Here is a 25,783-nt window from a genome sequence, read left to right on the forward strand (position 1 = left end):
TGTTTGATTTGATATTAAATGTGATGAGGTGAGAATGTTGGGGATAAAAGATAAAATATTAAGTTTTTTAATATGTGTGTATATAATTATGATGCCTTTATTTCAAAATAAAATTAATCCAAAAATACCAGCAACATATGGAGATTTATTATTAGCATTTATTTTTTTGGTTTATTTAGTTAAAATAATATTTGATAATAGAAGCAGAAAGAAATTTAGTGATGGTTTTAAAAATTTCTTTTGTGATGCGTTAACTATTAGTGCATTAATATTAGTAGGTATAATGTTCATATCTGTTAGTTATGCAGTAGACAAGAAATTGGCTTTAACAGAAAGTATAAGATTTTTAACTTACATAGCTGTGTATTTTATAATTAAATATGAAATTGATAGGAAAGATTTAAAGGTAATATTGAGTTCGTATATTATATCAGTATTATTAGTTTCTTTATTTGGAATCCTTCAATATTTTACGAGAATAAACTGGAATCCAAAGTTCAAAGTTGATTATGGATATGGTGCAGTAGTTAGGATACATTCAACTTTTTTTAATCCTAATTCTTTAGGAGCATTTTTGATATTAGCTATTTTTCCACTAATAATGTTTACAATAACACAGAAGAAAAATAGAATATTTTATGGGGCAGTTACTTTAATAGTGCTGTTGAATATTATATTAACAGGATCAAGAAATGCTTTGTTATCACTAAGTGTAGGACTTATAGCACTTACTTTAATATATAGTAGAAAGTTTATAGTACTATTTATAGGAGGGGTTATAGGAGCATTTTGTATTCCTGAGGTTAGACACAGAATATTTGATTTATTTAACAAAAGTCAAAATGAATCTAGAATAAAATTATGGCAAACAGCTATAGCTATGATAAAAGAACATCCAATTTTGGGAATTGGAAATGGAAATTATGTATCTAGATATGATGAATATGTAAAAAAATATCCATATTTAAGGTATCCAGATTATCATAAGTTTCCTACTCATAATTCTTACTTAAAGATTCAAAGTGAGCTAGGTATAGTTGGTATAATTTCATTTTTAGGAGTGTTAATTTCAAGTCTTTTTAAAGTAAAGAAATTTATAAGTAAAACAAATGATAAAATTTTAAAAACATTTTATATAGGCTTTTTTGCATCTATGGTAGCATTTTTATTTATGAATATCTCTGATAATATGTTTTTTGTACCACAAATTGCAGTTTTTTATTGGATTTTAGTTGCAATGTGTGATAATCAATTATTAAATCTTAGAAAATAAAATCTAGCTTTTGTTGTGGAAAAGTTAAATTATTAGAATAAATTATTTGTGTTAAGTTAAATTTATAATATATAGTGTAAAATGTTTAGTAAGAAAGGATGTATAAGATGGAAAAAGCGAAACAGAAAACAAAAAATATAATAATAGATAAACAAAAGTTAAAAACAAAAAAGTTTCAATTTATACTAAAAAGATTGATGGATTTTATATTGTCATTAATTGGTATAATAATTTTACTTCCAGTTTACTTGGTTTTATTTATAGCTATAAAAGTGGATTCAAAAGGATCAGCAATATTTAAACAGGTTAGAGTAGGTAAGAATGGAAAAGATTTTGTTATATATAAATTCAGAACTATGGTAGTGAATGCAGAGAAAAAGAGAGAACTTGAAATTAATCCAGGAGATTTAGAAAATTTCGTATTTCAAAGTAAAAGTGATAACAGAGTAACAAAAGTAGGAGCGTTTTTAAGAAAAACTAGTTTAGATGAACTTCCTCAATTATTTAATGTGTTAATAGGTAATATGAGTTTAGTAGGACCTAGACCAGAAATACCAGATGTAGTTAAATATTATCCAGAAGAATATAGACAAAGACTATTAGTGTTGCCAGGAATAACAGGATTAGCACAGATAAGTGGTAGAGGAGAAATAGAACTTGGAAAAACAATTAGTTATGATTTAACTTATATAAATAATTTTTCAGTTTGGAATGATATAAAGATATTATTTAAAACTGTATTTTCAGTATCAAAAGGAGAAGGAGCTTTTTAGAGGTAAGTAAATAGTAACATACTAGTTTTAGAAAAGATACAGTATAGTAGATAGGTTGATTTAGATACAAAAGGGTCGTAGAAAGGAGAGAACATATGGGTTCACACATATTAAAGTTTGATATATATAACAAGAGTATGAAAGAATTATTAAATAATATAGATAAATACAATAAAGTGCATATTATTTCTGGTAATCCTGAAGTGTTAACAAATGGATTAAATAATAAAAAACTTTTAGAGAATTTTACATCTAAAAATTCTATTATAATTCCAGATGGTATAGGAACAATTATTTCATCAAAAATAACAGGACAACCTGTTGAAGAAAAAATTGCAGGGATAGAGTTCATGGATGAATTACTTAGAAGATATGAAAAAGAAAATAAATCTGTGTATTTTTTAGGTTCAAAGCAGGAAATTTTAGATGAATGTATAAAAAACATCAATAAAAAATATCCTAAATTAAATATTGTAGGAAATCATAATGGGTATTTTAATTTGAGTGATTGTAAAGATATAATAGAAGATATAAAACAAAGTAATCCATATGCACTATTTGTGGCTATGGGATCTCCTAAGCAAGAAATGTTTATAGTTAATAATATGGATAAACTTCCATGTAAGCTTTTTATGGGAGTAGGTGGATGTTTTGATGTGTTTGCAGGTAAAAGTGAAAGAGCTCCAAAATGGATGATAAATATGGGATTGGAATGGCTTTATAGGGTTTCAAAAGAGCCTTCTAGAGTAAAAAGATTAGGAGTAATACCAAAATTTATCATGAAAGTGGTTAAGGAAAAGAATAAAAAGTGAATTTTTAAAATTAATGATTCAACTTTGGCAGTATTTTTTTATCGTGAAAGTTGAGTTAATGAATAAATGTCCACTAAAAAAAGGTGGTGTCTTAAATTAATAAGATCGTAAAAAATTTTTTATCTGTAGGATTTGCTAATATAGTATCTCAACTTATGGCTTTTTTTGTTATTGCTTATTATGCTAGAATTATTGGAAAAGTTGAATTTGGTAAAGTAAGTTTAGCACAATCTATATTGATGTATTTTACTATGATAACTTTATTTGGATTTCAAACCTATGGTACTAGAGAAATATCAAGAAATAGAAAGAATACAGAAAGATTAGTAGGAGATATTGTTTCTCTTAGATTAATAATAGCATCAATATGTTTTTGTATTGTTTGCGTGATAGCAGTATTTGCAAATAAAGGGGTAGAATTTAGAAACTTGCTTATTTTATATGGTCTTACTGTATTTCCATTAAGTTTTAATATAGATTGGTTTTTTTCTGGAATACAAGAAATGCATCATAATGCACTGTATAATATAATAAGAAATTTTGTTCCTTTTGTACTAATAATGCTCTTGTTTAAAAATAAAAATCGCATATACTATATACCTATTTTTACTTCTATAGGTTTATTATTTGCAGTTTTATATCAATCATACATATATAAATCTAAACAAAAGCTAAATTATAATTTAGGTATACATAAGAAAGTAATGCTCAATTATATAAAAATAGCATCTCCTTTTCTTATTTCAAGTTTATTATCTATGATAAATTGTAACATGGATTCAATAATAATTGGATTTTTAAGAAGTGATGCAGAGCTTGGAATTTATTCTTCAGCTTATAAAATAATTTTCTTTTTAACTAATTTGATAGCGGTAGTTTTTACTCCTGTATTTCCAGTAATGATTCAATATTATAATTATAATGATAAATCATATTTAAATAAGCTTATGGATAATGTGAGTAAGATCGTCATAATGTTAGCAGTTCCTATTTGTGTAGGAGGAATATTATTATCTAAAGAAATAATTATACTTATTTTTAAACAGGAGTATGTAAGTGCACATGTTCCTTTAAGTATATTATTAATTTATGTTTTAGTGCTTTTTATGAGAGAAACTTATGGATATGCTTTAAATGCGTGGAATATGGAAAGAGAATATTTAAAAACAGTAATTATATCTTCCATGACAAACGTGGTATTAAACTTAATTTTAATTCCATTGTATGGAATAGTAGCTGCTGCAGTTACTACAGTAATATCAGAGATATTAAATTATTTATTTATGCAAAGATATGCTTTTAAAGTAGTAAAAACAAATTATATGAAAAATATAATTAGAGTTATTATGCCAACATTTATTATGGTAATTGGTATAATAGTGATGAAATTACTTAATATACATGTTATCATAGACATAGTTGTATCTATAATTGTATATTTTTCATCAATTGTGATATTTAAGTATATGACTTTAGATGAGGTAAAAAAATTTTTAAAGAAGAAAAGTGGTATATAGTTTTAGGAAGGTGGGTCTATGAGATATTGCGTTTTATATCCTAATACACGGAATGTAAATTTAATAAAAGATATGGGAATGATACCTTATAAGTTGCATGAATTATACGGATATGATGCATATGTTGCATGTTATAAATTAGGGGAATATGAATATTTAAAAAATGAAGTTAAAGGACTCAAAGTAGAGTTTATTGATAAAAAGTTTAATAGTTATACTTTAGACGGCATAAGATACCTAAAAAGAGAAGCGAAAAACATTGATATATTACAAATATTTCATGTTACAATGTATTCTATGTTTTATGCTTTAAAATATAAGAAATTGAATCCAAAAGGTAAAATTTATTTAAAACTTGATTGTAGTCATAAGTTAGTAGAAAAGATATATTCTCTAAATGGTATACAGAAAAAATTTTTGAATATGTATTTAGATAAAGTTGATTTAATAAGTGCAGAGCAAAGAGTACTTTGTGAAAAATTAAAAACCTTATTACCAAATCAAAAGCAAAAAATAATAAATATACCTGATGGTGTAGATTATGAATCTTTACATCAGAAAGCTCTCAAATATGACTATAACATAAAAGATAATATAATTTTGAATGTAGCTAGAGTTGGAGCGGCTGAAAAAAATACTCCAATGTTATTAGAAGCATTTAAAAATATTAAAAATATTGAAAAAAGTGGATGGAAGTTAGTTATTGTAGGGCCAATTAAAGATGGTTTTCAAGATTACATAGATAAGTTTTTTAAAAAAAATCATAATCTGAAAAACATTATAGAGTTTAAAGGTGCTGTACATGATAGAAAAGAGTTATTTGAACAATATAGTAAATCTAAAATATTTTGTTTAACATCAGAATTTGAAAGTTTTGGCATAGCATTTGTAGAAGCAGCGGCGCTAGGAAATGTTATAGTATCTACAGATGTGGGTATTTCCCGGGAATTAGTGCAAAATAATAATGGTATGATAGTTAATGTAAATGATACAAAAGCGTTGACACATGAATTAGAAAAATTTATTAATAACAAAAATTTAGAAAAATATTCACGAGAAACATATAATCTATGTAAGAAAAATTTTAATTGGGATGAAATAATACATAAATTGAATGTTAGCTTGAAAGCACTTTACTAACGTATAAATATTATTATAAAGTTTTAAGTATTAGAATAAAAATCCATGTAAACACACATACTAACGTAAAAAAGGAGTGTGATTACATGGATTTTTATAATGTAATAGAAAATAGAACAAGTATAAGAAAATTTAAAGATACACCTGTAGATAATGATAAATTATCTAGGATGATTAATGCTGCTATGATGTCACCTTCATGGAAAAATAAATCATCTTATAAATTTATAATAGTTGATGATAAGAACAAGAAAGATGAAATTGCTAATACAGTTCTTAATACAACTCAAGAAGCTAATGATTCAGTAAAAAAAGCACCAGTAGTTGCTGTAGTTGTAGGTGCTCCAGATGAATCAGGTACAGTAGATGATAAACAATACTATTTAGTAGATAGCGCTATAGCTATGGAACATTTTATATTAGCTGCTTCTAATGAAGGCTATGGAACTTGCTGGATAGGAGCATTTGATGAGGATAAGATAAAAAATATATTAAATATTCCAGAAAATTTTAAAGTAATAGCAATGACTCCTGTAGGAGAAATTGGTGAAAATAAATCTCATTACAATAAGAAAAATGTTAATGATTATGTTTTTGCAAATTCGTGGAATCAATCATATACTGAGACTATTCATTAATAATAATTAACTCAACTCTCGCAGTAAAAAAATACTGCTTAGCGAAGGAAAATAATATATTGAGTAAGAAACATTTTAGCAAAGTTTACAAGTTCTTAGCTTTACGAATTTGAAAAAAGTCATTTTTTAATTACTGATTCCTACGGAATATTAATTAAAAAATCTTTTTTCAACATGAGTAAAGCTTAGAACTTGTTACTGAAGTGAAAGGTTTCTAAGCAAGATATCATTTCCCGTAGCGGCTATTTTTCACCTGTGAAAGTTGAATAATTAACTCTCACATTTCAGTGAGAGTTTTATTTTTATGAAAAACAATGGTAAAATTTAGTTGAAAATAATTTATATTGGGGGTATGGGAAGATGAATAATTCAAAACAGATGAAAGGAATATTATACTTAGTATTGTCAGCTAGTTCTTTTGGTATTATGCCTGTATTAGCAAAATTAGCATATAAACAAAGTATTAATACTTATGGTTTATTGTTTTTAAGATTTTTATTTGCAACAATAATGCTAGGAATTTATTTGTTAAAAAATAACATATCTTTTAAGATAACAATCAAACAATTTTTATTAATTATGTTTATTTCTATATTTGGATATTCACTTACATCAATAACATTGTTTTCTTCGTATAATTATATTTCAGTTGGACTTGCTACAATGATTTTATATACATATCCAGTTATTGTAACTATTTTATCTTTTATTCTATATAAAGAAAGAGTAGATAAGGAGAAAATAATTTCATTATTATTTTGCTTATTAGGAGTATATACATTAGTTTCAATTAAAAATACTAATTTTAATATGAAAGGAATACTATTAGCATTTTTAGCATCGTTATTTTTTTCTTTATATGTTATTGGTGTTTCAAACAAGTTAATAGAGAAAATTGATAGTTATGTAATAACTTTTTATATGTCAATGATAGCGAATGTTGTTGTTTTACTAATTGGAATAGGAACAAAAAGTTTGAAATTAACTATTAATTTTTATAGCTTTATATGTATAGTTCTTCTAGCGTTTATATCAACTATAGTAGCATTAATGACTTTTATAAAAGGTGTAAAAATAGTAGGTCCATCAAAGGCTTCAATTTTTAGTACTTTAGAACCTATTGTAAGTTTGATATTAGGAATAATTGTTTTAAGGGAGCCGTTAACAGTTAATATTATTATAGGAAGCATACTAATAGTATTATCAATTAGTATTTTATTTAGAAAAAGCAGTACTTCCATTTAAAATCTTTCAATTTTCAACTTTTAACAAGGCAAAGTGATAAATTATTAAATAAATTCAGAAAATTCAAACGTGGAAAAATAGAGGTAATTGTTGAATAAAATAGAATATTAATAATATTATAAATTATAAAAATATATAGGGGGAATAGGGATATGGGAGAAATGATAATAAATGGAAACGATTTAACATTAGGACAAATAGTTAAAGTAGCTAGAGAAAACTGTAAAATTAATCTTAGTGATGAAGCAAAGGATAAAATTAATAAATCAAGAAAAATAATTGATGATATAGTGGAAAATGAAAAGGTTGTATATGGTGTAACTACAGGGTTTGGAAAATTTTCAGAAGTATCTATTTCTCATGATGATTGTAAGACTCTTCAAAAAAATTTAATAATATCTCATGCTTGTGGATATGGTAAAAGTTTTTCTAAAGATGTAGTAAGAACTATAATGCTATTAAGAATTAATACTTTAGCTAAAGGGTATTCAGGAATAAGATTAGAAACATTAAATACTCTTATAGATATGATTAATAAAGGAGTTCACCCTGTAATTCCTGAAAAAGGATCTTTAGGAGCATCAGGAGATTTAGCACCACTTGCTCACATGGTACTTCCTATGTTAGGAGAAGGTGAAGCAGAGTATAATGGAAAGATTATGAGTGGTAAAGAAGCAATGAAAGAAGCAGGAATAGACACTGTAGATTTAATAGCAAAAGAGGGATTAGCTTTAATAAATGGTACACCTGTAATGACTGCGGCAGGAGCTTTAGTATTATATGACAGCATAAATGTTATAAAAACTGCTGATATTGCAGCATCACTTTCCGTAGAGGCATTGAGAGGAATAAAAGATGCTTATGATTTAAGATTACATAAGATAAGACCACATAAAGGTCAAATAGTGACAGCAGAAAATTTACTAAATCTCATAGAAGGTAGTAGTTATGCTACTAAACAAGGAGAAATTAGAGTTCAGGATGCATATACTTTAAGATGCATTCCACAAGTACATGGAGCAAGTAAAGATGCAGTAAATTATGTAAAAGACAAAGTTGATATTGAAATAAATTCAGTAACAGATAATCCTATAGTTACAAAAGAAGGAGATGTAATATCAGGAGGAAATTTCCACGGACAACCAATGGCTTTAAGTTTTGATTTCTTGGGTATAGCACTTTCAGAAATAGCTAACATTTCTGAAAGAAGATTAGAGAGACTTATAAATTATCAATTAAATGATTTACCACCTTTCCTAGTTAAACATGGTGGATTGAATTCAGGATTCATGATAACTCAATATGCTGCAGCTTCCTTGGTATCAGAGAATAAGGTATTGGCACATCCTGCTTCTGTAGATTCTATACCATCTTCTGCAAATCAAGAAGATCATGTTAGTATGGGAACTATAGCAGCTAGAAAAAGTGGTGAAATATTAAGAAATGTTCAAAGAGTACTTGCTACAGAAATTATGGCGGCTTGTCAGGCAATTGACTTTAGAGAAGGATTTAAACTTGGAAAAGGTACTCAAAAGGCATATGATTTAGTAAGAAAAAATGTTCAGTTTATAGAAAATGACAAAGTTATGTATAGAGAATTAGATAAATGTACTAAACTTTTAGAAAATGGGGAACTTGTAAAAGCAGTTGAAGAGGAAGTTAAACTTTTGTATTAATTTTTAAAATTATTATTTAAGGGGGAAATAGATATGGCAAAGTTAGTAGAGTGTATACCTAATTTTAGTGAAGGAAGAAATAAAGAAGTAATTGAAAAAATTGTAGATGGCGTGAGAAAAACAGAAGGAGTAAAATTGCTAGATTATTCTTCAGATGCTAGTCATAATAGAAGTGTAGTAACATTTATTGGTACACCTGAAGATGTGGAAAAAGCAATGGTAAATATGGCAGGATTAGCTTATGAAAATATTGATATGAGAAATCATACTGGTGCACATCCTAGAATGGGAGCAGTAGATGTTGTTCCATTTGTACCAATAAGTGGGGTTAGTATGGATGAGTGTGTCGAGATTGCAAATAGAGTTGGAAAGTCTATAGGAGAAAAATTTAATATACCAGTATATTTATATGAAAAAGCAGCAACAAGCAAAGGAAGACAAAATTTAGCAGTAGTAAGAAAAGGACAATATGAAGGTTTTTTTGAAAAGATAAAAGACCCAAATTGGAAACCAGATTATGGTCCTACTGAAGTGAATACTAAAGGAGGATGTGTTGCAGTAGGCGCTAGAGTTCCACTTATAGCATATAATATCAATTTGGATACAGATAATATCGAGGTAGCAGATAAAATTGCAAAGGTAATTAGACACATAGGTGGTGGACTTAGATATGTAAAGGCTATGGGAGTGAAATTAGAAGATAGAAATATAGCTCAAGTATCTATGAATTTAGTTAATTACGAAAAAACTGCAGTTTATAGAGTATTTGAAATGGTTAAAATGGAAGCCAAACGCTATGGAGTTAATGTTATAGGAAGTGAAGTAGTTGGACTTATACCAATGGCGGCATTAATTCAAAGTGTAGAGTATTATTTACAATTAGAAAATTTCTCAATGAAACAAGTTTTAGAAACTAGAATGTGGGAATAGTAAAAGTAAAAACTTAACTTTCGCAGGTGAAAAATAGTCGCTACGGGAAAGGATATCTTGCTTAGAAACCTTGTATTTTAAAGATAATTAATAGTTAATAATGAATAATTAATAATTAAGGAAATTTTGCCTTAGGGCAAAATAACTAATATATAATTAAAGATTTTTGCTAAAGCAAAAATCAACCTTCATTATTCATTTTTAATTATTAATTCTTAATTGTTGTTAAATGTTTCTTACGCAACATATCATTTCCCTTAGCTAGACAGTATTTTCTTAATGCGAAAGTTGAGTTAATAATTTAAAATGTAAAATTAAGAATGGTTGAGTAATAAATAATATGATTTTGAAAGAAAAGCATATATAGTATAAAATATGCTTTTCTTTAGAATAAATATGGAGGTGTATCATGTGTCAATGATAATAAAGAATATTGAGTGTTTAGTTACTTGTGCTGGAAGTCATAAAAAAATTAAAGAGAAAATGAAAGATGCTAAGATAATCGAAAATGGTTATGTGGTAATCGAAAATGACATAATAAAAGAAGTTGGAAAAGGTGAGACGTATCTAAAAAAAATTAAAGATAATGATATAGTAATAGATGCAAAAGGAAAAACTGTCACTCCGGGTTTAATTGATAGTCATACTCATGTTGTTTATGGAGGTTCTAGAGAAAGAGAATTACCTCTTAAACTCAATAATATGAGTTACATAGATATATTAGAAAGTGGTGGAGGAATATTAAGCACCGTTAGAGATACTAAAGATGCATCTTTTGAAAAACTTTATGAAGAATCAAAAAAACGATTAGATGTTATGTTATTGCATGGTACAACTTCTATTGAAAGTAAATCAGGATATGGGTTAGATTTTGAAACTGAAATGAAAATGTTAGAAGTCAACAAAAAATTAAATGCTATCCATCCTATAAATGTTTTTTCTACATATTTAGGAGCTCATGCAATACCAGAAGAGTATAAAGATGACAGAGAAGAATATATAAATTTTATGATAAAAAAAGTAATACCATATGTTAAAGAAAATAATTTAGCAGAATTTATAGATTGTTTTTGTGAAAAGGGAGTTTATTCTGTAGAAGAAGCTAGAAGAATTTTAAGTGCTGGAAAGGAAAAAGGATTCAAAGTAAAAATTCATGCAGATGAAGTTGAATCAATTGGTGGTGCAGAATTAGCAGGAGAATTAAAAGCTACCTCTGCAGAACATTTAGTAGCGGCTTCTAGAGAAGGGATAAAAGCATTAGCAGATAATGAAGTTGTAGCAGTATTACTTCCTACTACATCCTTTTATTTAATGCTTAATAAATTTGCAAGTGCTAGAGAAATGATAGATAGTGGAGTACCAATAGCATTAGCTACAGATTGCAATCCAGGTTCATCTCCAACAGAATCAATGCAGCAGGTAATGACTTTTGCATGTTTTGGAATGAAATTATTTCCACAAGAAATTATTAATGCTATGACAATAAATGCTGCTTGTGCAGTTAATAAACAAAAAGAAATAGGTAGTATTGAAGTTGGTAAAAAAGCAGATATTGCTATTTTTAATAGTAAGAATTTAAATTATTTAATTTATCATTTTGGAGTAAATTCTATAGACAAGGTTATTAAAAATGGTAAAATAGTAGTTCAAGATGGTAAGATTATGAATTAAAGGATAGAGGATATTTGAGAGTTGATAGTTGAAAATAGTTAGATTTTAAAAAATTCAAAATATTTATGATAAATTTCATAAATATGAAAAAATATATAGAATATTATGATAATATTGTGTATAATTTTATATAGATAAAATAATTAGACGTCAGATAAAAATAATTTAGGTTTTACTTAATAAATATGTGGAGGTTTTGTTATGGATCAAATGAAAATTAATGAATTTGTAGAAGAGTTAAGTTCTAAGTCTCCAGCACCAGGTGGGGGAAGTGTAGCAGCTTTATGTGCATCATTATCTAGTGCATTAGGATCAATGGTTTTTAATTTAACAGTAGGTAAAAAAATGTTTAATGAATATGATGAAAATACTAAACAGTTGGTGCAAGTCAGTCTGGATAAAGCAATTCATGATAAAGATGAATTTTTAAGATTAATGAATGAAGATACAAAATGTTTTTTAGAATTAATGAAAGCATTTAAATTACCAAAAGAGAATGATGAAGATAAAAAAATTAGAAGTGAAAAGATACAAAAAGGTTATAAAAAAGCATTACAAGTTCCATTAGAAGTAGCAGAAAAAGGTTTTAATATATATGAATATTTAATGGTTGCTTGTGAATATGGAAATAAAAATGCTATCTCTGATGCTGGGGTTGCAGCGTTACTTGTTCAAACAGCTATAGAAAGTGCTATTTTAAATGTTAAAATAAATCTTTCTACCATTAAAGATAAAGAATATAAAAAAAATATAAGCAATAAATGTAAACAATTAACAAATGAAGGGTTAGAAAAGAAAAATAAAATATTAAAAGTTGTCAATAATGTAATAGAAGGATAAATATTAATTGTTGGTTGGAGGAAATAGAGATGGAGGGTAATAGGAGAACAAAAAAAGCTATTAGTTTAGAAGGAATAATATTTTTAATATTTTTTATGCTATTTTTTTATGTGTTAGGTTCTAAAATGGGAGTAGTTAATATGTTTAACACCCTTATGAGAACTGCTCATGATTTAATCTTGAATACTGTACTTTTTATTATGGGAATAGCAGTTTTAGCAGGTGCTATTGCAGCTTTACTTTCAGAATTTGGAGTTGTATCTATAATAAACAAAATACTTTCTCCATTAATGAAACCTCTCTATGATTTACCTGGAGCTGCTGTGCTTGGTATGATAACAACGTATTTATCAGATAATCCTGCTATTATAACTTTAGCACAGGATTCAGGTTTTAAGAGATATTTTAAAAAATATCAATTACCTGCTTTAACTAATTTAGGAACAGCTTTTGGTATGGGATTAATAGTAACTACTTTCATGATAGCACAAGTTTCTCCTAAAGGTGAAAGTTTTATTATGCCAGCATTAGTTGGAAATATAGGTGCTCTTATTGGAAGTATAATAAGTGTAAGAATTATGCTCCATTTTACAAAAAAAGTTTATGGTGTAGATGAAATGGTAGTAGAAAATAATACTGATAATTTTGATATGATTAATTATAGAGAAATAAGAGAAGGAAGTGCAGGAAAGAGATTTCTAGAGGCAATGCTTGAAGGTGGAAAAACAGGAGTAGATATGGGAATGGCAATTATTCCAGGAGTAGTTATAATATGTACAATAGTATTAATGCTTACTAATGGTCCAACTGCAAGTGGAGCTTACACTGGAGCAGCTTATGAAGGTGTTCCAATACTTCCATGGATAGGAGATAAATTCTCTTTTATATTAAAACCTCTATTAGGTTTCAAAAATTCACAAGCAATAGCTTTCCCTGTTACAGCATTAGGAGCAGTAGGAGCTGCAATAAGTTTAGTTCCACAGTTTTTACAAAATAATATTATAGGTGCAAATGAAATTGCTGTATTTACTGCTATGGGAATGTGTTGGAGTGGATATTTAAGTACTCATGTTGCTATGCTAGATAGTTTAGAATGCAGACATCTTACAGGAAAGGCTATATTAAGTCATACTATTGGTGGGCTTGTGGCAGGAATTTCAGCACATTTTATATATCTATTGATATCAAGTATCTAATAAGAGAAACAATTAATAATTAAAAATTAATTATTAATTGTTTTTGTATATTATTTTAATTCATTCAATGTTTTAAAAGTGTAATCTTTATTTTTTATTTCTTTGATAACATCATCTAATATTTCAGTATTTGTTTTAGAGACAGCATGTAAAAGATAAATTGCTCCAGGATGAAGTCTTTGCAATATTGTTTTTTTACCCTTTTCATGACTTGGTTGTTTAGAAGGTTCCCAATCATAGTATGCGAAACTCCAGAAAATAGTTTTGTAGCCAAGATCATTAGTAAGTTTTAAAGACATTTCGCTATACTTTCCCATAGGTGGTCTAAAAAATTTTGGCATATCTTCTCCAGTTATATCTTGAAAAGTTTTTGCACAAGTTGAAAATTCAGAGTTGAATTTTTCAATATCTTTTATAGAAGGCATAGAAGGGTGATGGGTGGAATGATTACAAACTAAATGACCTTCTTTTGCCATTCTTTTAACTAATTCTTTGTTGTCTTTTATATACGGAGTAGTTACAAAAAAGGCTGCTTTTACATTATTAGATTTAAGGATATCTAATATTTTACTAGTATACCCATTTTCATAACCTTCATCGAAAGTTAAATATATTATTTTGGATGAAGTATTTCCTACATAATATCCATTATATTTTTTTAAAAGAGGTAGGGATTTATCATCACATCTAGGTGTTATACCATCATTCCTAGGGACATAATACCAATTCTTTTCAATTTGACTGAGTGAATTAAATGATGATATTGTATTATTAGATTGTTGAAATTTTTTACTTTTGTCAATCTTTTTTATTGTTTTATTTTTGTCCTTAGTGATTGTTTTAAGATTTTTGTTGTTATCATAATTATCTTTATTTTTTATTTTAATGTTATTATTAGTTTTAATGGTATTGTCATTACTATTATTGTTGGCTTCTGAGTAAATTGTATTGATTGTATTAGATTCATCTTTATAAATATTATTACTAGACACAGCTTTGGTAGAATTATATTTAGATGAATTTTCTTTCATATTTTTACATGCAGAAAATGTAATTAATAAACATGCAATGGCAGAGAAAAATATTAATTTTCGTTTCATATTTAAATTCACCCCTAACATATGATATACTTTTATATTGTTCGAAGATATTTATACTAATACATTAATTATATGACAAGGAGAAAAAAAATGGTTCAACTTATGATAAAGATTATAGATGAAATTTATAAAATAATTTTTCAACCTATAGATATTATGTATAAAATTCAAGCTATAAATAACTATAAAAGCAAATTAAATATTGACAAAAGTGTTGAATTTAGCAAAATATATAGTAAATATATACAAAAAAATAAAATAAAGGGAGTAGTTTATACTCCAAAAGAGATAGCTAATTTTATAATTAAAAATACTATAAATGAAGAAGATGTAGTTAATAATCCCTATATAAAAATTGTAGATCCAGCATGCGGTTGTGGTAATATAATAATACCATGTTTTAACTATATAAGAAAAATTTACATGAAAAATTTAAAACAGATAAATAGTAAATTCAATTTGAACTTAAAAGAAGATAATATAAATAAACATATTATAGAAAATAATTTATATGGTTTTGATGTAGATGAACTTGCACTAAAAATACTTACTATAGATTTGTTTTGCTGTAGTGGACAAAGTAATAATAACTTTTTTAAAAAAGATTTTTTGTTAGGAGATGTGGATTCTAAATTTGATATTTTTATTGCAAATCCACCCTATATAGGAAAAAAATCAATTAATAAGGATTATTCTAAAAAATTAAAAAATGTATATAAAGATATATATAAGGATAAAAGTGATCTTTCTTACTGTTTTTTTCAGAGTGCATTATCTAAAATAAATAAAAGTGGTAAGTTAGGATTTATTACTTCAAGATATTTTTTAGAATCTCCTAGTGGGGAAGAATTAAGAAAAGTATTGAAAGAAATTTGTTCTATTTACAAAATAGTAGATTTTTATGGTATAAGACCATTTAAAAATGTTGGTATAGATCCTGTTATAATATTTTTAAGTAATGAGCGATTAAGTAATTATGACATTGAAGTTATAAAACCAATGCAAAATAAACATAGAGGAAAGAAAGAATTTTATAATTCTTTATTTTTAAGTATGGGAAAAGAATATAATAAATTTTATTTAAATAAAAATTTATTAAATAATAAAGGATGGATATTAAGGGATGAAAAGGAAAGAAATATAATAAATAAAATTGAAGAAAAAAGTTTTACTAACTTAAGGAATATATGCGATAGTTACCAAGGAATAATAACAGGTTGTGATAAAGCTTTTGTTGTAAATAAGAAAGATATACAAAATGAAAAATTAGAACAAGATATAATAAGACCGTGGATTAAAAGTAGTTATATACAGAAGAACTTAGTAAAAAAATATGATAATTATTTAATATATTCAGATTTTATACATGACGTTGAAAAATATCCTAATAGTATAAAACATATTGAAGAATATAAAGATAAACTTATGAATCGACGTGAATGCATAAGGGGAGTTAGAAAGTGGTATCAACTTCAATGGGGAAGAGTACATAGTATATTTGAAAGTAAAAAGATAGTTTTCCCATATAAATCAAATAAAAATAGATTTGCATTAGATAAAGGAAGTTTTTTTAGTGCAGATGTATATTGTCTTATCTTAAATAAAAATGTTCCTTTTACATATGAATATTTATTGTTTTTATTAAATAGTAAAGTATATGAATTTTATTTTAAAACTTTTGCTAAAAAATTAGGAGAGGACTTGTATGAATATTATCCTAATAATCTTATGAAATTGTGCATTCCTACTATGTTTGATTTTCATAATGATGAAATGGAATTATATAAATTTTTTGAATTGGATGAGGAAGAAATAAGAATTATCAAAGAAAATACTAAGGATTAGTAAGTTACTTTGTATATAAAACTTATTTTAGATAAATTATATATTGAATGACACAAATATAAAGTAAAAAGTATAAAGAACAAATAAGGAAGATTTTCAAAATAAAGTTCTTGAAAATCAATTAATTATAAAATTAAGTAAAAAGTTTTTCTATAAGAAAAATATCATTATTTGTTCTTTTAACTTTAAGCTTTATACTTTATTTTATATAGTTAATGTTTGGAATAAAATACCATTTAAATTTTTGATTTAGTACATGTGAAAGCTTAATTACTTTATAAGATCTTCTACAAATTTAGGTAAAGTAAAGCATGATTTGTGCAGCTTTTTAGTATAATATTTAGTGTCTAAATCTATTTTGTTAGATAAATCTACATTTTCAGGGTCGTATTTTTTAGAACCTATTGTAAAACTCCAAAAACCACTTGGGTATGTTGGTATACCTGCCATGAATAATTTTGTTACAGGGAAGATGGCTTTTGCGTCATTATATACTCTTTTTACAACTTCAGGAAGATAAAAAGGAGTTTCAGTTTGTGCTATGAAAATACCATCTTCAGTTAGACATTCAAAAATTTCTTTATAGAAACTTCCACCAAACAAACCTTCAGCAGCTCCGAAAGGATCTGTAGAATCTATAATTATTATGTCAAATTCATTTTTATGTTCATGTACATACTTTATACCATCCCCAATAAACACTTCACATCTAGGATTATCAAGAGCAGAACTTATTTCAGGAAGGTATTTTTTACATTCTTCTACTACATCCTTATCAATTTCACATAAAACAGCTTTTTCAACTGAAGGGTGTCTAAGAATTTCTCGTATGGAACCACCGTCACCACCACCTACTACAAGAACTTTTTTAGGATTTGGATGAGTAAATAGTGGTATATGAGCTATCATTTCATGGTATACATACTCATCTTTAATAGTTGTTTGAATTATACCGTCGAGTATTAACATTCTTCCAAAAAAATCGGTATCAACTATAGCTAAATCTTGATATTTAGTTTTTTTTCTAATTAGTGTTTCTTTAACTTTATAAGTCATAGCGGCATCTGGGATTTGTGCTTCTTTTAACCACATTTCCATAATTTAATAGGCCTCCTTACAAATATTAATAATCATTATATTATTATACCAACATTGCTAATAATATATCAATTAAATTTTTACATTACATTATTTATAAAAATATTTTGAAAAAGAAGGAAAAAAATCTAAAATATAGAATTAGAAATAAGAGAGCATAAAAAAATATATATAGTGTAAATGACAAAGTTAAAAGTTTAAATAATAATTTTCCAAAGCCAAGATTGGAAAATTTTAAAATACAGCGCAGGGAGGGATATTAATGTATTTAAAATTTGAAAAAATTGATGATAAAATTGTTACACACATGATAGGTGAATTAGATCATCATAGTGCACAGGAAGTTAGAAATAAGATTGATGATAGATTGGATAGAGAAGGAATTAATAAACTTGTAATAGATTTTGACGAAGTAACATTTATGGATAGTTCTGGTATTGGTGTGGTTATTGGAAGATATAAAAAGGTTAAGCTTAATAAAGGAAACATAGGTGTGTGTAATGTAAAAGGATCAGTGGAAAGAGTATTCCAACTTTCAGGTATGTTTAAATTGATTAGTATATATGATAGCATTGAAGAAGCACTAAGTAATATTTAGGTTAATGGAGGGATTAGAATGCAGGATAATATGATGAAAATTGAGTTTTCAAGTAGATCCCAAAATGAAAGCTTTGCTAGGGTATCAGTAGCAGCTTTTGTAGCACAGTTGGATCCTACTATAGAAGAAATAACAGATGTAAAAACAGCAGTTTCTGAAGCAGTAACAAATGCTATTATTCATGGATATGAAGAAGGACAAGGAACGGTAAGAATAGAATCGTACATAAAAGAAAAAGAACTTACAGTAATTGTAGAAGATGAAGGTAAGGGAATAGAAAATGTAGAACTTGCAATGCAGCCTTTATACACTTCTAGACCAGATTTAGAAAGATCTGGCATGGGATTTACTGTTATGGAAACTTTTATGGATAAATTGCAAGTGAAATCTGAAAGAGGAAAAGGTACCAAAATAATAATGAAAAAAATATTTAAATCATTAAGTTAGGTGAAAAATATGAATAATTCAAATGTTTCTAAGAGGAAGAATGATTATGAAGATAACTTAGAATTAATTAAGATAGCCAAAACAGGAGATAAAAATGCATTAAATCAAGTAGTACAAAATAATTTACCACTAGTTTCTACAATAAGTAAAAAGTTTACTAATAGAGGACATGAATTTGAAGATATATTTCAGATTGGGTGTATAGGACTTGTAAAAGCAGTTAAGAATTTTGATTCAAGTTATAATGTTAAATTTTCAACATATGCTGTGCCGATGATAATGGGTGAAATAAAGAGGTTTTTAAGAGATGATGGTATAATTAAAGTAAGTAGGAGTATAAAGAATACTGCTAAAAAGATACATTACGACAAGGAAAGATTGACAAAAAAAATAAAAAGGGAACCAACTATAGAAGAATTAGCTGAATATTCTGGTATAGATAAAGAAGAAATTATACTTGCACTAGAATCAGTAGGGAAAGTACAATATTTATATGATGTGATACATCAGGATGATGGATCACCTGTTATGCTTATAGATAAAATAAGTGAAAAAGGTAAGGGAGATAAACAAATAATAGATAAAATAGCTTTAAAGGAAGCATTAAGTACTTTGAATATAAGATCAAGGCAAATAATAATGCTTAGATATTTTAAGGATAAAACACAGGTAGAAGTAGCTAAGATGTTAGGTATAAGTCAAGTACAAGTGTCAAGAATAGAAAAAAAAGTATTAAAACTGATGAGGCAAAAACTCCAAGAATAGGACAAGTTATGTCTTATTCTTTTTTTGATTAAAAAAAAGAATATTGCAAATAATAGTTATATACTCAACTTTTGCAGGTGAAAAACAGCCGCTACGGGAAATGATATCTTGCTTAGAAACCTTTCACTTCAGTAACAATTTCTAAGCTTTACTCATATTGAAAAAAGATTTTTTAATTAATATTCCGTAGGAATCAGTAATTAAAAAATGACTTTTTTCAAATTCGTAAAGCTAAGAACTTGTAAACTTTGTTCAAATGTTTCTTACGCAATATATCATTTTCCTTCGCTAGACAGTATTTTTTTATTGCGAGAGTTGAATTATATATTATTAATGATTTTAAAAAGGGGATTGATTATGAATAATAAAAAAAATAATAAGAAAGAACAAGAAATAAGAACAAAATTTCAGAAGTTATCAAGTAAGGAAAATCCTAAATCAACTTTAGGAATAGATTGTATAAAAGCTTTTTTTGTAGGAGGTTTAATTTGTGACATAGGACAATTTTTTTTTAATAGTATAAGCAGCTTTGGGTTACCTAAAGATCAAGTTTCAACTATTGTATCAATAATAATGATTTTTATAGGAGCATTTTTAACTGGTATAGGTATATACGATAGAATTGGTGAGTTTGGAGGAGCAGGAACTATTGTACCAATAACGGGTTTTGCTAATTCTATAGTTTCTCCAGCCATGGAGTTTAAAAAAGAAGGATTTGTATTTGGTGTAGCTGCAAAAATGTTTACTATTGCAGGACCAGTACTAGTATATGGGGTAGGTTCATCAGTTATTGTAGGAATAATATATTATTTTATTAAGTAGGTGTTGATATGGGAAAAAGAATTGGAAATCAAACAGTGAAATTAGAAAATAGACCTAGAATAATAAATACTACAAGTATTGTAGGACCTAAAGAAGGCCAAGGTCCACTTTCAAAGTATTTTGATATTATACTAAAAGATGATCTTGATGGTCAGGAAAGTTATGAAAAAGCTGAAAGCAAGATGCTCTATTGTGCTATTACAGAAACAATAAAAAAGGCAAATTTAAAAGAAAGTGATATAAATTATTTGTTTTGTGGAGATCTTCTAAATCAACTTATATCTTCTAATTTTGCAGCAAGAGATTTAGATATACCATTTATAGGATTATATGGAGCATGTTCAACTATGGCAGAGTCTTTAGGATTGGGAGCTATGATCGTTGATGCAGGATTTGCGGAGTATGCTATTGCAGCAACTTCATCACACTTTTCTTCTGCTGAAAGGCAATTTAGAGCGCCATTAGAAATGGGAGGGCAAAAACCACCGTGTTCACAATGGACTGTAACAGGAACAGGGTCTATGTTAATAGGTAAGGATGGAAACTTTCCTTATGTTACTTATGTAACCAATGGTAAGGTAAAGGATTATGGAATAAAGGATACTAATAATATGGGAGCAGCTATGGCACCTGCAGCAGTAGATACTATAAAACAACATTTACAAGATACTGGGAGAAAACCTGAAGATTATGATTTGATTGCTACAGGAGATTTGGGTAAAATAGGTAAAAAGATAACAGAAGAATTACTTAAAGAGTATGGTTTTAATGTTCAAGATGTATATATTGATTGTGGTGAAGAGATATTTGATTGTAAAAAACAAAATGTGCATTCTGGTGGGAGTGGATGTGGATGTTCTGCATCAGTAGCTAGTGGATACATATATAAAAATCTTTTGAGTGGTAAATTTAAAAAAGTATTGTTAGTATCAACAGGTGCACTTATGAGTCCAACGTCATCATTCCAAGGAGAAAGCATTCCAGGTATAGCACATGCTGTTGCTATTGAGTTTGGAGGGAGTAAAAATGATTGATTATATAAGGGCATTTGTTGTAGGAGGATTGATATGTGTAATAGCTCAAATACTTATGGATAAGACAAAACTGACAGCAGGAAGGATATTAGTTAGTTTTGTTACTATAGGCGTAATATTAGGAGCACTAAATATCTATGATTTTATAATTGAATTTGGAAAAGAAGGAGCAGCAATACCATTACCTGGTTTTGGATATAATCTTGCTAAAAGTACTATAAAAGAGGTTGATAAAGTAGGATTGTTAGGTGCTTTCACAGGAGGAGTAAAGGGCGGTGCCGGTGGAATAAGTGCAGCAATAGTATTTGGATATATAATGTCATTAATTTTTAATTCAAAAACTAAAGAATAATATAAAAAAATCCTCATAATTTATGAGGATTTTTTTATTAATTAGTATTATTTTCAGGAGTTTCGGTGTTACTTGAATTATCACCTGTATTGTTATCAGTATTATTATTGTTGTTATTGTTATCATTGTTGCTATTATCATTATTATTATCATTGTTGTTATTATCAGTATTGTTATTAGTATTATCATTATTTGAATTAGACGAGTTGTCAGTATTATTGTTATTATTTTCATCTGTATTTACATCATTATCTGTTGAATTTTCATCATTATTTTCATCTTCATTTTCAGTATCGTCTTTTATTATTTCTTGTTGTTTATGAACATCACAAAATTCAGTAGGAATTGTTCCTCTTATAAAGAATTCTTTATAAACGTTATTGCTTTCATTACAAAATGGATTAGGTATTTTTCCAGAAACCTTACAAACTGAAGCTGTTTCAACTCCAGAAGGTCTTGGGATAGTTTTTACAGGTAAATTTTTGTGTGCTTCTTTCATTATTTTTCCCCATATACCTGAGGCATCATTACTACCTACATATCTACCATATTTACGTCTGCCATTAAAATCACCATTTTTATCTTCACCAATCCAAACTGCACATGAATAATATGGAGTTAATCCAGAGAACCAAAGATCCTTAGAATCTGTAGTTGTACCTGTTTTACCTCTTGCCATTGAACTAAATCTACCTTTAGGAGCAATATAAATTAAAGGTTCTTTTAGCATATCATACATTATATATGCTGTTTCTGGTGATATAACTCTATGAGATTTTAATTTACTTTCTAAAATAGCATTTCCATTTCTATCTTCTACTTTTCTATATAATCTTGGTTCAGTACGCATTCCTTTGTTACCAAAAGTTCCATAAGCAGCAGCCATAGTTAGAGGATTAGTTCCATGAATTTCTCCTAAGGATAAAGCTGCAATACTATTTTTATCTGATTCAGTTAAACTTAGACCAAATTTTTCAGCGTAAGATGATCCAGTTTTAAGTCCAATGAAATCTTCAACTTGTACTGCTATAGTATTTTTAGAGTGACCTAAACCTAATCTAAGAGTTAAAGGTCCTTTATATCCTGGAGGAGAGTTCCTAGGATTATATCCATTATATTTTTCCCTAAATTCTTTTGGAAGAGGATCATCATTAAAAACTGTTGAAGCAGTAGCCATTTTAGTATCAATTGCAGGAGAATATACAGCTAAAGGTTTCATGCTTGAACCAGGTGGATTTAAGGCATCTGTTGCTCTGTTTAGAGATAATGCAGGTTGATCACCTCTACCACCTACCATTGCTTTAACTTCACCAGTACGGTAATCCATTATTACTGAAGAAGCTTGTAATTCAGGTATACCATCCTTTTTAAATTCTTTTATTCCTAATGAATTACTCATATTGTTTAATATATTTTGTGTAGAAGTTTGTAAGTCTTTATTCATTGTAGTATAAATTTTAAGACCACCATGCATAATTAAATTATTTACCTGATTATCATCATAACCGTATTGGTTTTTTAAGTCTTTTTTAACCTGTTTTATAACTTCTCTTGAAAACCATTCATATTGCATTTTATTTGCAATTTTAGATGGTTTGAATTTTAAATTCCCATTGTTGACATCATCTATTGCTTGGGAATATTCTTCATTTGTTATATGTCCATTTTCATGCATTTTATTTAATACAGTTTTAGTCCTCTTTAAATAAATAGAAGGATTTTTTTGAGATGTTGGTGAAAATGCATCATATACTGATGGACTTTGAGTAACACCTGCTAAATATGCACATTCAACTAAGTTTAGTTGTTCTATACTTTTACTGAAGTATTGTTCCGCAGCAGCACCTACGCCGTAGGCACCTCTACCAAGATATATGGTATTTAAATAGGCTTCTAGAATTTGATTCTTATTCAATTTTTTTTCTAATTGTGTTGCTAAAAATATTTCTTGCACTTTTCTTTTAATAGTAACTTCATTTGTTAAAACTGAATTTTTTATAAGTTGTTGTGTAATAGTGGAAGCACCTTGTAAATTTCTTTTATGAGTAAGCTTGTTTTTTATATCTATAAAGAATGCTCCAGCTATTCTTTTAATATCAATACCTTTATGTGTGAAAAATCTTTCATCTTCTATACTTACAAATGCATTTTTCAAGTTGTTTGGAATTTTTTCAAATGAAGCATAAGTTCTTTTTTGGTGTGTAAGTACACTATCCATTAATTTGTTATTATCATCATAAAGCTTGGAAGTTTCATTAAATGTCAGTATTTGATTAACATTTAACTCAGGAGAGGCTTTTACCATTGCTAATATAATTCCACCAAGTGCTACAGATGCTAATATAAAAATCATTAGAATAGTTAGAACTAATGTTTTAAAAATTTTTTTCTTACCGGATTTTTTCTTACCCGTTTTTTTTCGTTTGGTCATAAAGTATCCTCCTTGAGAATGAAAATATGAGTATTATTTAATACATTATATCATAAACGTATAACTTTATAAAACATAATAAAAAGTAAAAAAATAGTTAATATTTAAGTAGTATATTCATATAAATTATATATAACCATGCAGAGGGAGAGAATTTAAAATAAGAAGAAAAACTAAATATAAATTAATGATATTTTTTATAATACTAGCACTGGTTTTTAATATATTTATTTATATATTTGATAAAATTGTAACCCCAACAGTTTTAGCTGTAGCAGATGCTGAAATGAGAGCTAAATCTATAGAAATAATAAATAAATCAATAATAGAAGAATATTCTAAACAATTTAAGTATAATGATGTAGTAAAAGTGGAAAAAGATATAGATGGAAATATAGTTATGTTAAAAGCAGATACTTTAAAAATGAATAAAATTGCTTGCGATGTATCACTTAATTCTCAAAAAAAATTAAAAGATTTAGGATATGTTGGTATTAAATTACCAATAGGATATGTAACAAAAAATAATATACTTTCTTATTGGGGACCTAGTATAACTATAAAAATGCAACCTATTGGGCATATTGAAACAAGATATTCTTCAAACTTTGAAAGTGCAGGTATTAATCAAACAAGGCATAAAATTTATGTAGAAGTAGATACAAAGGTAAGAATTATAATTCCACTTAAAAGTAATGATATTGAAGTAAAAAATCAAGTCCCAATTGCAGAAACAATCATAGTTGGAAAAATTCCAAATACAGCAGTGCAATTAGATCTAGATAATGCAGGGTTTAGAATGAAAAATTAATGTTTGAACTTTTTGCTTCATTTGAAGCTTAGAAGTTCCTATCCAGTGTCGCAGCACCGCTTAATTCACCTTCTTTATAAAAGGTAAGTTAAGCGGTGCTGTGGCATGGGATAAAAAAATTAAAGTGTTAGTTTTCCCAATTAAATACGTAAGGAATATTTCTATAAAAGTCTCCATAATTTAATCCATATCCTACAACAAATACATCTGGAATTTCAAAACAACAATAATCAGGTTTTATGTTTATTTTTCTTCTTTCTGGTTTATTTAAAAGTACACAAGATTTAACTTGTTTTGCATCAAGTTTTTTAACATGATTCATAACAAAATTCATAGTTATTCCAGAATCTACAATGTCATCTACAACAAGAACGTTATATCCTTTGATATCATCAGGGATATCATTTACAACTTTAACAGTTCCAGTTGTTTCTTCACCGTTTCCATAACTAGATGTTGTCATAAAACCTATTCTAGTAGGAATAGTGATATTTCTTACAAGGTCAGCAGTATAAATAAAACTTCCTCTTAGTAATGAAAGAATATAAATTTCTTCTCCCTCATAATCTTTTGAAATTTGAGCTCCTACTTGTGATATGCGTTCTCTTATTTGCTTTTCAGAAATTAGGATATTTCTTTTTTTGTTTTCCATATTATCCATTTATAATAACCTCCTGAATTTGTATATGAATAAATTACGAAATTCAAACAATAATTGTTAACGGTATATTTACAATATAGTCTTTATAGTATAAAATTATATGAAAGT

At 27.2% G+C, this 25,783-nt stretch carries 24 protein-coding genes; 20 read left to right on the top strand and 4 right to left on the bottom strand.

Annotated elements, in window-relative coordinates; translation table 11 throughout:
* Positions 1-34 precede the first annotated feature (34 nt).
* From ACFIJ5_RS04830 to ACFIJ5_RS04885, 12 genes are all read left to right on the top strand, one after another.
* Positions 35-1,273, top strand: coding sequence for an O-antigen ligase family protein (locus tag ACFIJ5_RS04830; protein ID WP_379804462.1), 1,239 nt, complete (start codon positions 35-37; stop codon positions 1,271-1,273).
* Positions 1,274-1,380: 107 nt separating this feature from the next.
* A complete protein-coding gene (locus tag ACFIJ5_RS04835; RefSeq protein WP_379804465.1) occupies positions 1,381-2,046 on the top strand; it encodes an exopolysaccharide biosynthesis polyprenyl glycosylphosphotransferase in 666 nt (221 codons plus the stop codon).
* Between the two features lie 95 nt (positions 2,047-2,141).
* The gene (locus ACFIJ5_RS04840) at positions 2,142-2,858 is read left to right on the top strand and encodes a WecB/TagA/CpsF family glycosyltransferase (RefSeq protein ID WP_379804468.1); all 717 of its coding nucleotides are present in this window, start codon (positions 2,142-2,144) and stop codon (positions 2,856-2,858) included.
* A 104-nt stretch (positions 2,859-2,962) separates the two neighbouring features.
* The gene (locus ACFIJ5_RS04845) at positions 2,963-4,375 is read left to right on the top strand and encodes a flippase (protein WP_379809536.1); all 1,413 of its coding nucleotides are present in this window, start codon (positions 2,963-2,965) and stop codon (positions 4,373-4,375) included.
* Positions 4,376-4,393: 18 nt separating this feature from the next.
* Positions 4,394-5,515 (top strand): glycosyltransferase family 4 protein, encoded by a 1,122-nt coding sequence (locus tag ACFIJ5_RS04850; protein ID WP_379804471.1) that lies wholly within the window; start codon positions 4,394-4,396, stop codon positions 5,513-5,515.
* An 86-nt stretch (positions 5,516-5,601) separates the two neighbouring features.
* On the top strand, positions 5,602-6,153 hold the full coding sequence (locus ACFIJ5_RS04855; protein ID WP_379804474.1) for a nitroreductase family protein: 552 nt from the start codon (positions 5,602-5,604) through the stop codon (positions 6,151-6,153).
* Positions 6,154-6,513: 360 nt separating this feature from the next.
* Positions 6,514-7,398 carry a DMT family transporter gene (locus ACFIJ5_RS04860; protein ID WP_379804476.1) on the top strand — a complete coding sequence of 295 codons (885 nt, stop codon included), beginning with the start codon at positions 6,514-6,516 and terminating at the stop codon, positions 7,396-7,398.
* A gap of 152 nt (positions 7,399-7,550) precedes the next feature.
* A complete protein-coding gene (gene hutH, locus ACFIJ5_RS04865) occupies positions 7,551-9,074 on the top strand; it encodes a histidine ammonia-lyase (RefSeq protein WP_379804479.1) in 1,524 nt (507 codons plus the stop codon).
* A 33-nt stretch (positions 9,075-9,107) separates the two neighbouring features.
* On the top strand, positions 9,108-10,004 hold the full coding sequence (ftcD, locus tag ACFIJ5_RS04870; protein ID WP_379804482.1) for a glutamate formimidoyltransferase: 897 nt from the start codon (positions 9,108-9,110) through the stop codon (positions 10,002-10,004).
* Between the two features lie 417 nt (positions 10,005-10,421).
* Positions 10,422-11,675, top strand: coding sequence for an imidazolonepropionase (gene hutI / locus ACFIJ5_RS04875; protein WP_379809538.1), 1,254 nt, complete (start codon positions 10,422-10,424; stop codon positions 11,673-11,675).
* A 201-nt stretch (positions 11,676-11,876) separates the two neighbouring features.
* On the top strand, positions 11,877-12,515 hold the full coding sequence (locus ACFIJ5_RS04880) for a cyclodeaminase/cyclohydrolase family protein (RefSeq protein WP_379804484.1): 639 nt from the start codon (positions 11,877-11,879) through the stop codon (positions 12,513-12,515).
* A 29-nt stretch (positions 12,516-12,544) separates the two neighbouring features.
* On the top strand, positions 12,545-13,711 hold the full coding sequence (locus tag ACFIJ5_RS04885; protein ID WP_379804487.1) for a CD0519/CD1768 family membrane protein: 1,167 nt from the start codon (positions 12,545-12,547) through the stop codon (positions 13,709-13,711).
* Between the two features lie 50 nt (positions 13,712-13,761).
* On the opposite strand, the gene pdaA is transcribed toward ACFIJ5_RS04885, so the two are convergent.
* Positions 13,762-14,811 carry a delta-lactam-biosynthetic de-N-acetylase gene (pdaA, locus tag ACFIJ5_RS04890; protein WP_379804490.1) on the bottom strand — a complete coding sequence of 350 codons (1,050 nt, stop codon included), beginning with the start codon at positions 14,809-14,811 and terminating at the stop codon, positions 13,762-13,764.
* A 72-nt stretch (positions 14,812-14,883) separates the two neighbouring features.
* Here pdaA and ACFIJ5_RS04895 point away from each other — a divergent pair, with 72 nt between their 5' ends.
* Positions 14,884-16,656 carry an Eco57I restriction-modification methylase domain-containing protein gene (locus ACFIJ5_RS04895; RefSeq protein ID WP_404661191.1) on the top strand — a complete coding sequence of 591 codons (1,773 nt, stop codon included), beginning with the start codon at positions 14,884-14,886 and terminating at the stop codon, positions 16,654-16,656.
* Positions 16,657-16,926: 270 nt separating this feature from the next.
* Here ACFIJ5_RS04895 and speE read toward each other — a convergent pair whose 3' ends face one another.
* Positions 16,927-17,754, bottom strand: a complete 828-nt coding sequence (speE, locus tag ACFIJ5_RS04900) for a polyamine aminopropyltransferase (protein ID WP_379804495.1) — start codon at positions 17,752-17,754, stop codon at positions 16,927-16,929.
* 262 nt (positions 17,755-18,016) lie between these two features.
* On the opposite strand from speE, the gene spoIIAA reads away from it, so the two are divergent.
* The 6 genes from spoIIAA to spoVAE all read left to right on the top strand — a co-directional run bounded on the left by spoIIAA (position 18,017) and on the right by spoVAE (position 21,772).
* Positions 18,017-18,352, top strand: coding sequence for an anti-sigma F factor antagonist (gene spoIIAA, locus ACFIJ5_RS04905; RefSeq protein WP_379804497.1), 336 nt, complete (start codon positions 18,017-18,019; stop codon positions 18,350-18,352).
* A gap of 18 nt (positions 18,353-18,370) precedes the next feature.
* Positions 18,371-18,799, top strand: coding sequence for an anti-sigma F factor (spoIIAB, locus tag ACFIJ5_RS04910; protein WP_379804500.1), 429 nt, complete (start codon positions 18,371-18,373; stop codon positions 18,797-18,799).
* A 9-nt stretch (positions 18,800-18,808) separates the two neighbouring features.
* Positions 18,809-19,564, top strand: a complete 756-nt coding sequence (gene sigF / locus ACFIJ5_RS04915; RefSeq protein WP_379804503.1) for an RNA polymerase sporulation sigma factor SigF — start codon at positions 18,809-18,811, stop codon at positions 19,562-19,564.
* A 357-nt stretch (positions 19,565-19,921) separates the two neighbouring features.
* Positions 19,922-20,386: a stage V sporulation protein AC gene (gene spoVAC / locus ACFIJ5_RS04920; protein WP_379804506.1), complete on the top strand. Its 465-nt coding sequence runs from the start codon at positions 19,922-19,924 to the stop codon at positions 20,384-20,386.
* Positions 20,387-20,394: 8 nt separating this feature from the next.
* Complete coding sequence (spoVAD, locus tag ACFIJ5_RS04925; RefSeq protein WP_379804509.1) at positions 20,395-21,420, top strand: stage V sporulation protein AD; 1,026 nt, start codon at positions 20,395-20,397, stop codon at positions 21,418-21,420.
* Positions 21,416-21,772 (top strand): stage V sporulation protein AE, encoded by a 357-nt coding sequence (gene spoVAE, locus ACFIJ5_RS04930; protein WP_379809540.1) that lies wholly within the window; start codon positions 21,416-21,418, stop codon positions 21,770-21,772. The genes spoVAD and spoVAE overlap by 5 nt, the downstream gene beginning before the upstream one ends.
* 37 nt (positions 21,773-21,809) lie before the next feature.
* Here the strand turns inward: spoVAE and ACFIJ5_RS04935 are convergent, their stop codons facing one another.
* Positions 21,810-24,203: a transglycosylase domain-containing protein gene (locus ACFIJ5_RS04935; protein WP_379804512.1), complete on the bottom strand. Its 2,394-nt coding sequence runs from the start codon at positions 24,201-24,203 to the stop codon at positions 21,810-21,812.
* A gap of 160 nt (positions 24,204-24,363) precedes the next feature.
* Between ACFIJ5_RS04935 and yunB the strand changes: the two genes are divergently transcribed.
* The gene (gene yunB, locus ACFIJ5_RS04940; protein ID WP_379809542.1) at positions 24,364-25,014 is read left to right on the top strand and encodes a sporulation protein YunB; all 651 of its coding nucleotides are present in this window, start codon (positions 24,364-24,366) and stop codon (positions 25,012-25,014) included.
* 127 nt (positions 25,015-25,141) lie between these two features.
* On the opposite strand, the gene hpt is transcribed toward yunB, so the two are convergent.
* Positions 25,142-25,666 (bottom strand): hypoxanthine phosphoribosyltransferase, encoded by a 525-nt coding sequence (hpt, locus tag ACFIJ5_RS04945; RefSeq protein WP_379809544.1) that lies wholly within the window; start codon positions 25,664-25,666, stop codon positions 25,142-25,144.
* Positions 25,667-25,783 lie beyond the last annotated feature (117 nt).

The organism is Haloimpatiens myeolchijeotgali (assembly GCF_042688525.2).
Classification (GTDB): domain Bacteria; phylum Bacillota; class Clostridia; order Clostridiales; family Clostridiaceae; genus Haloimpatiens.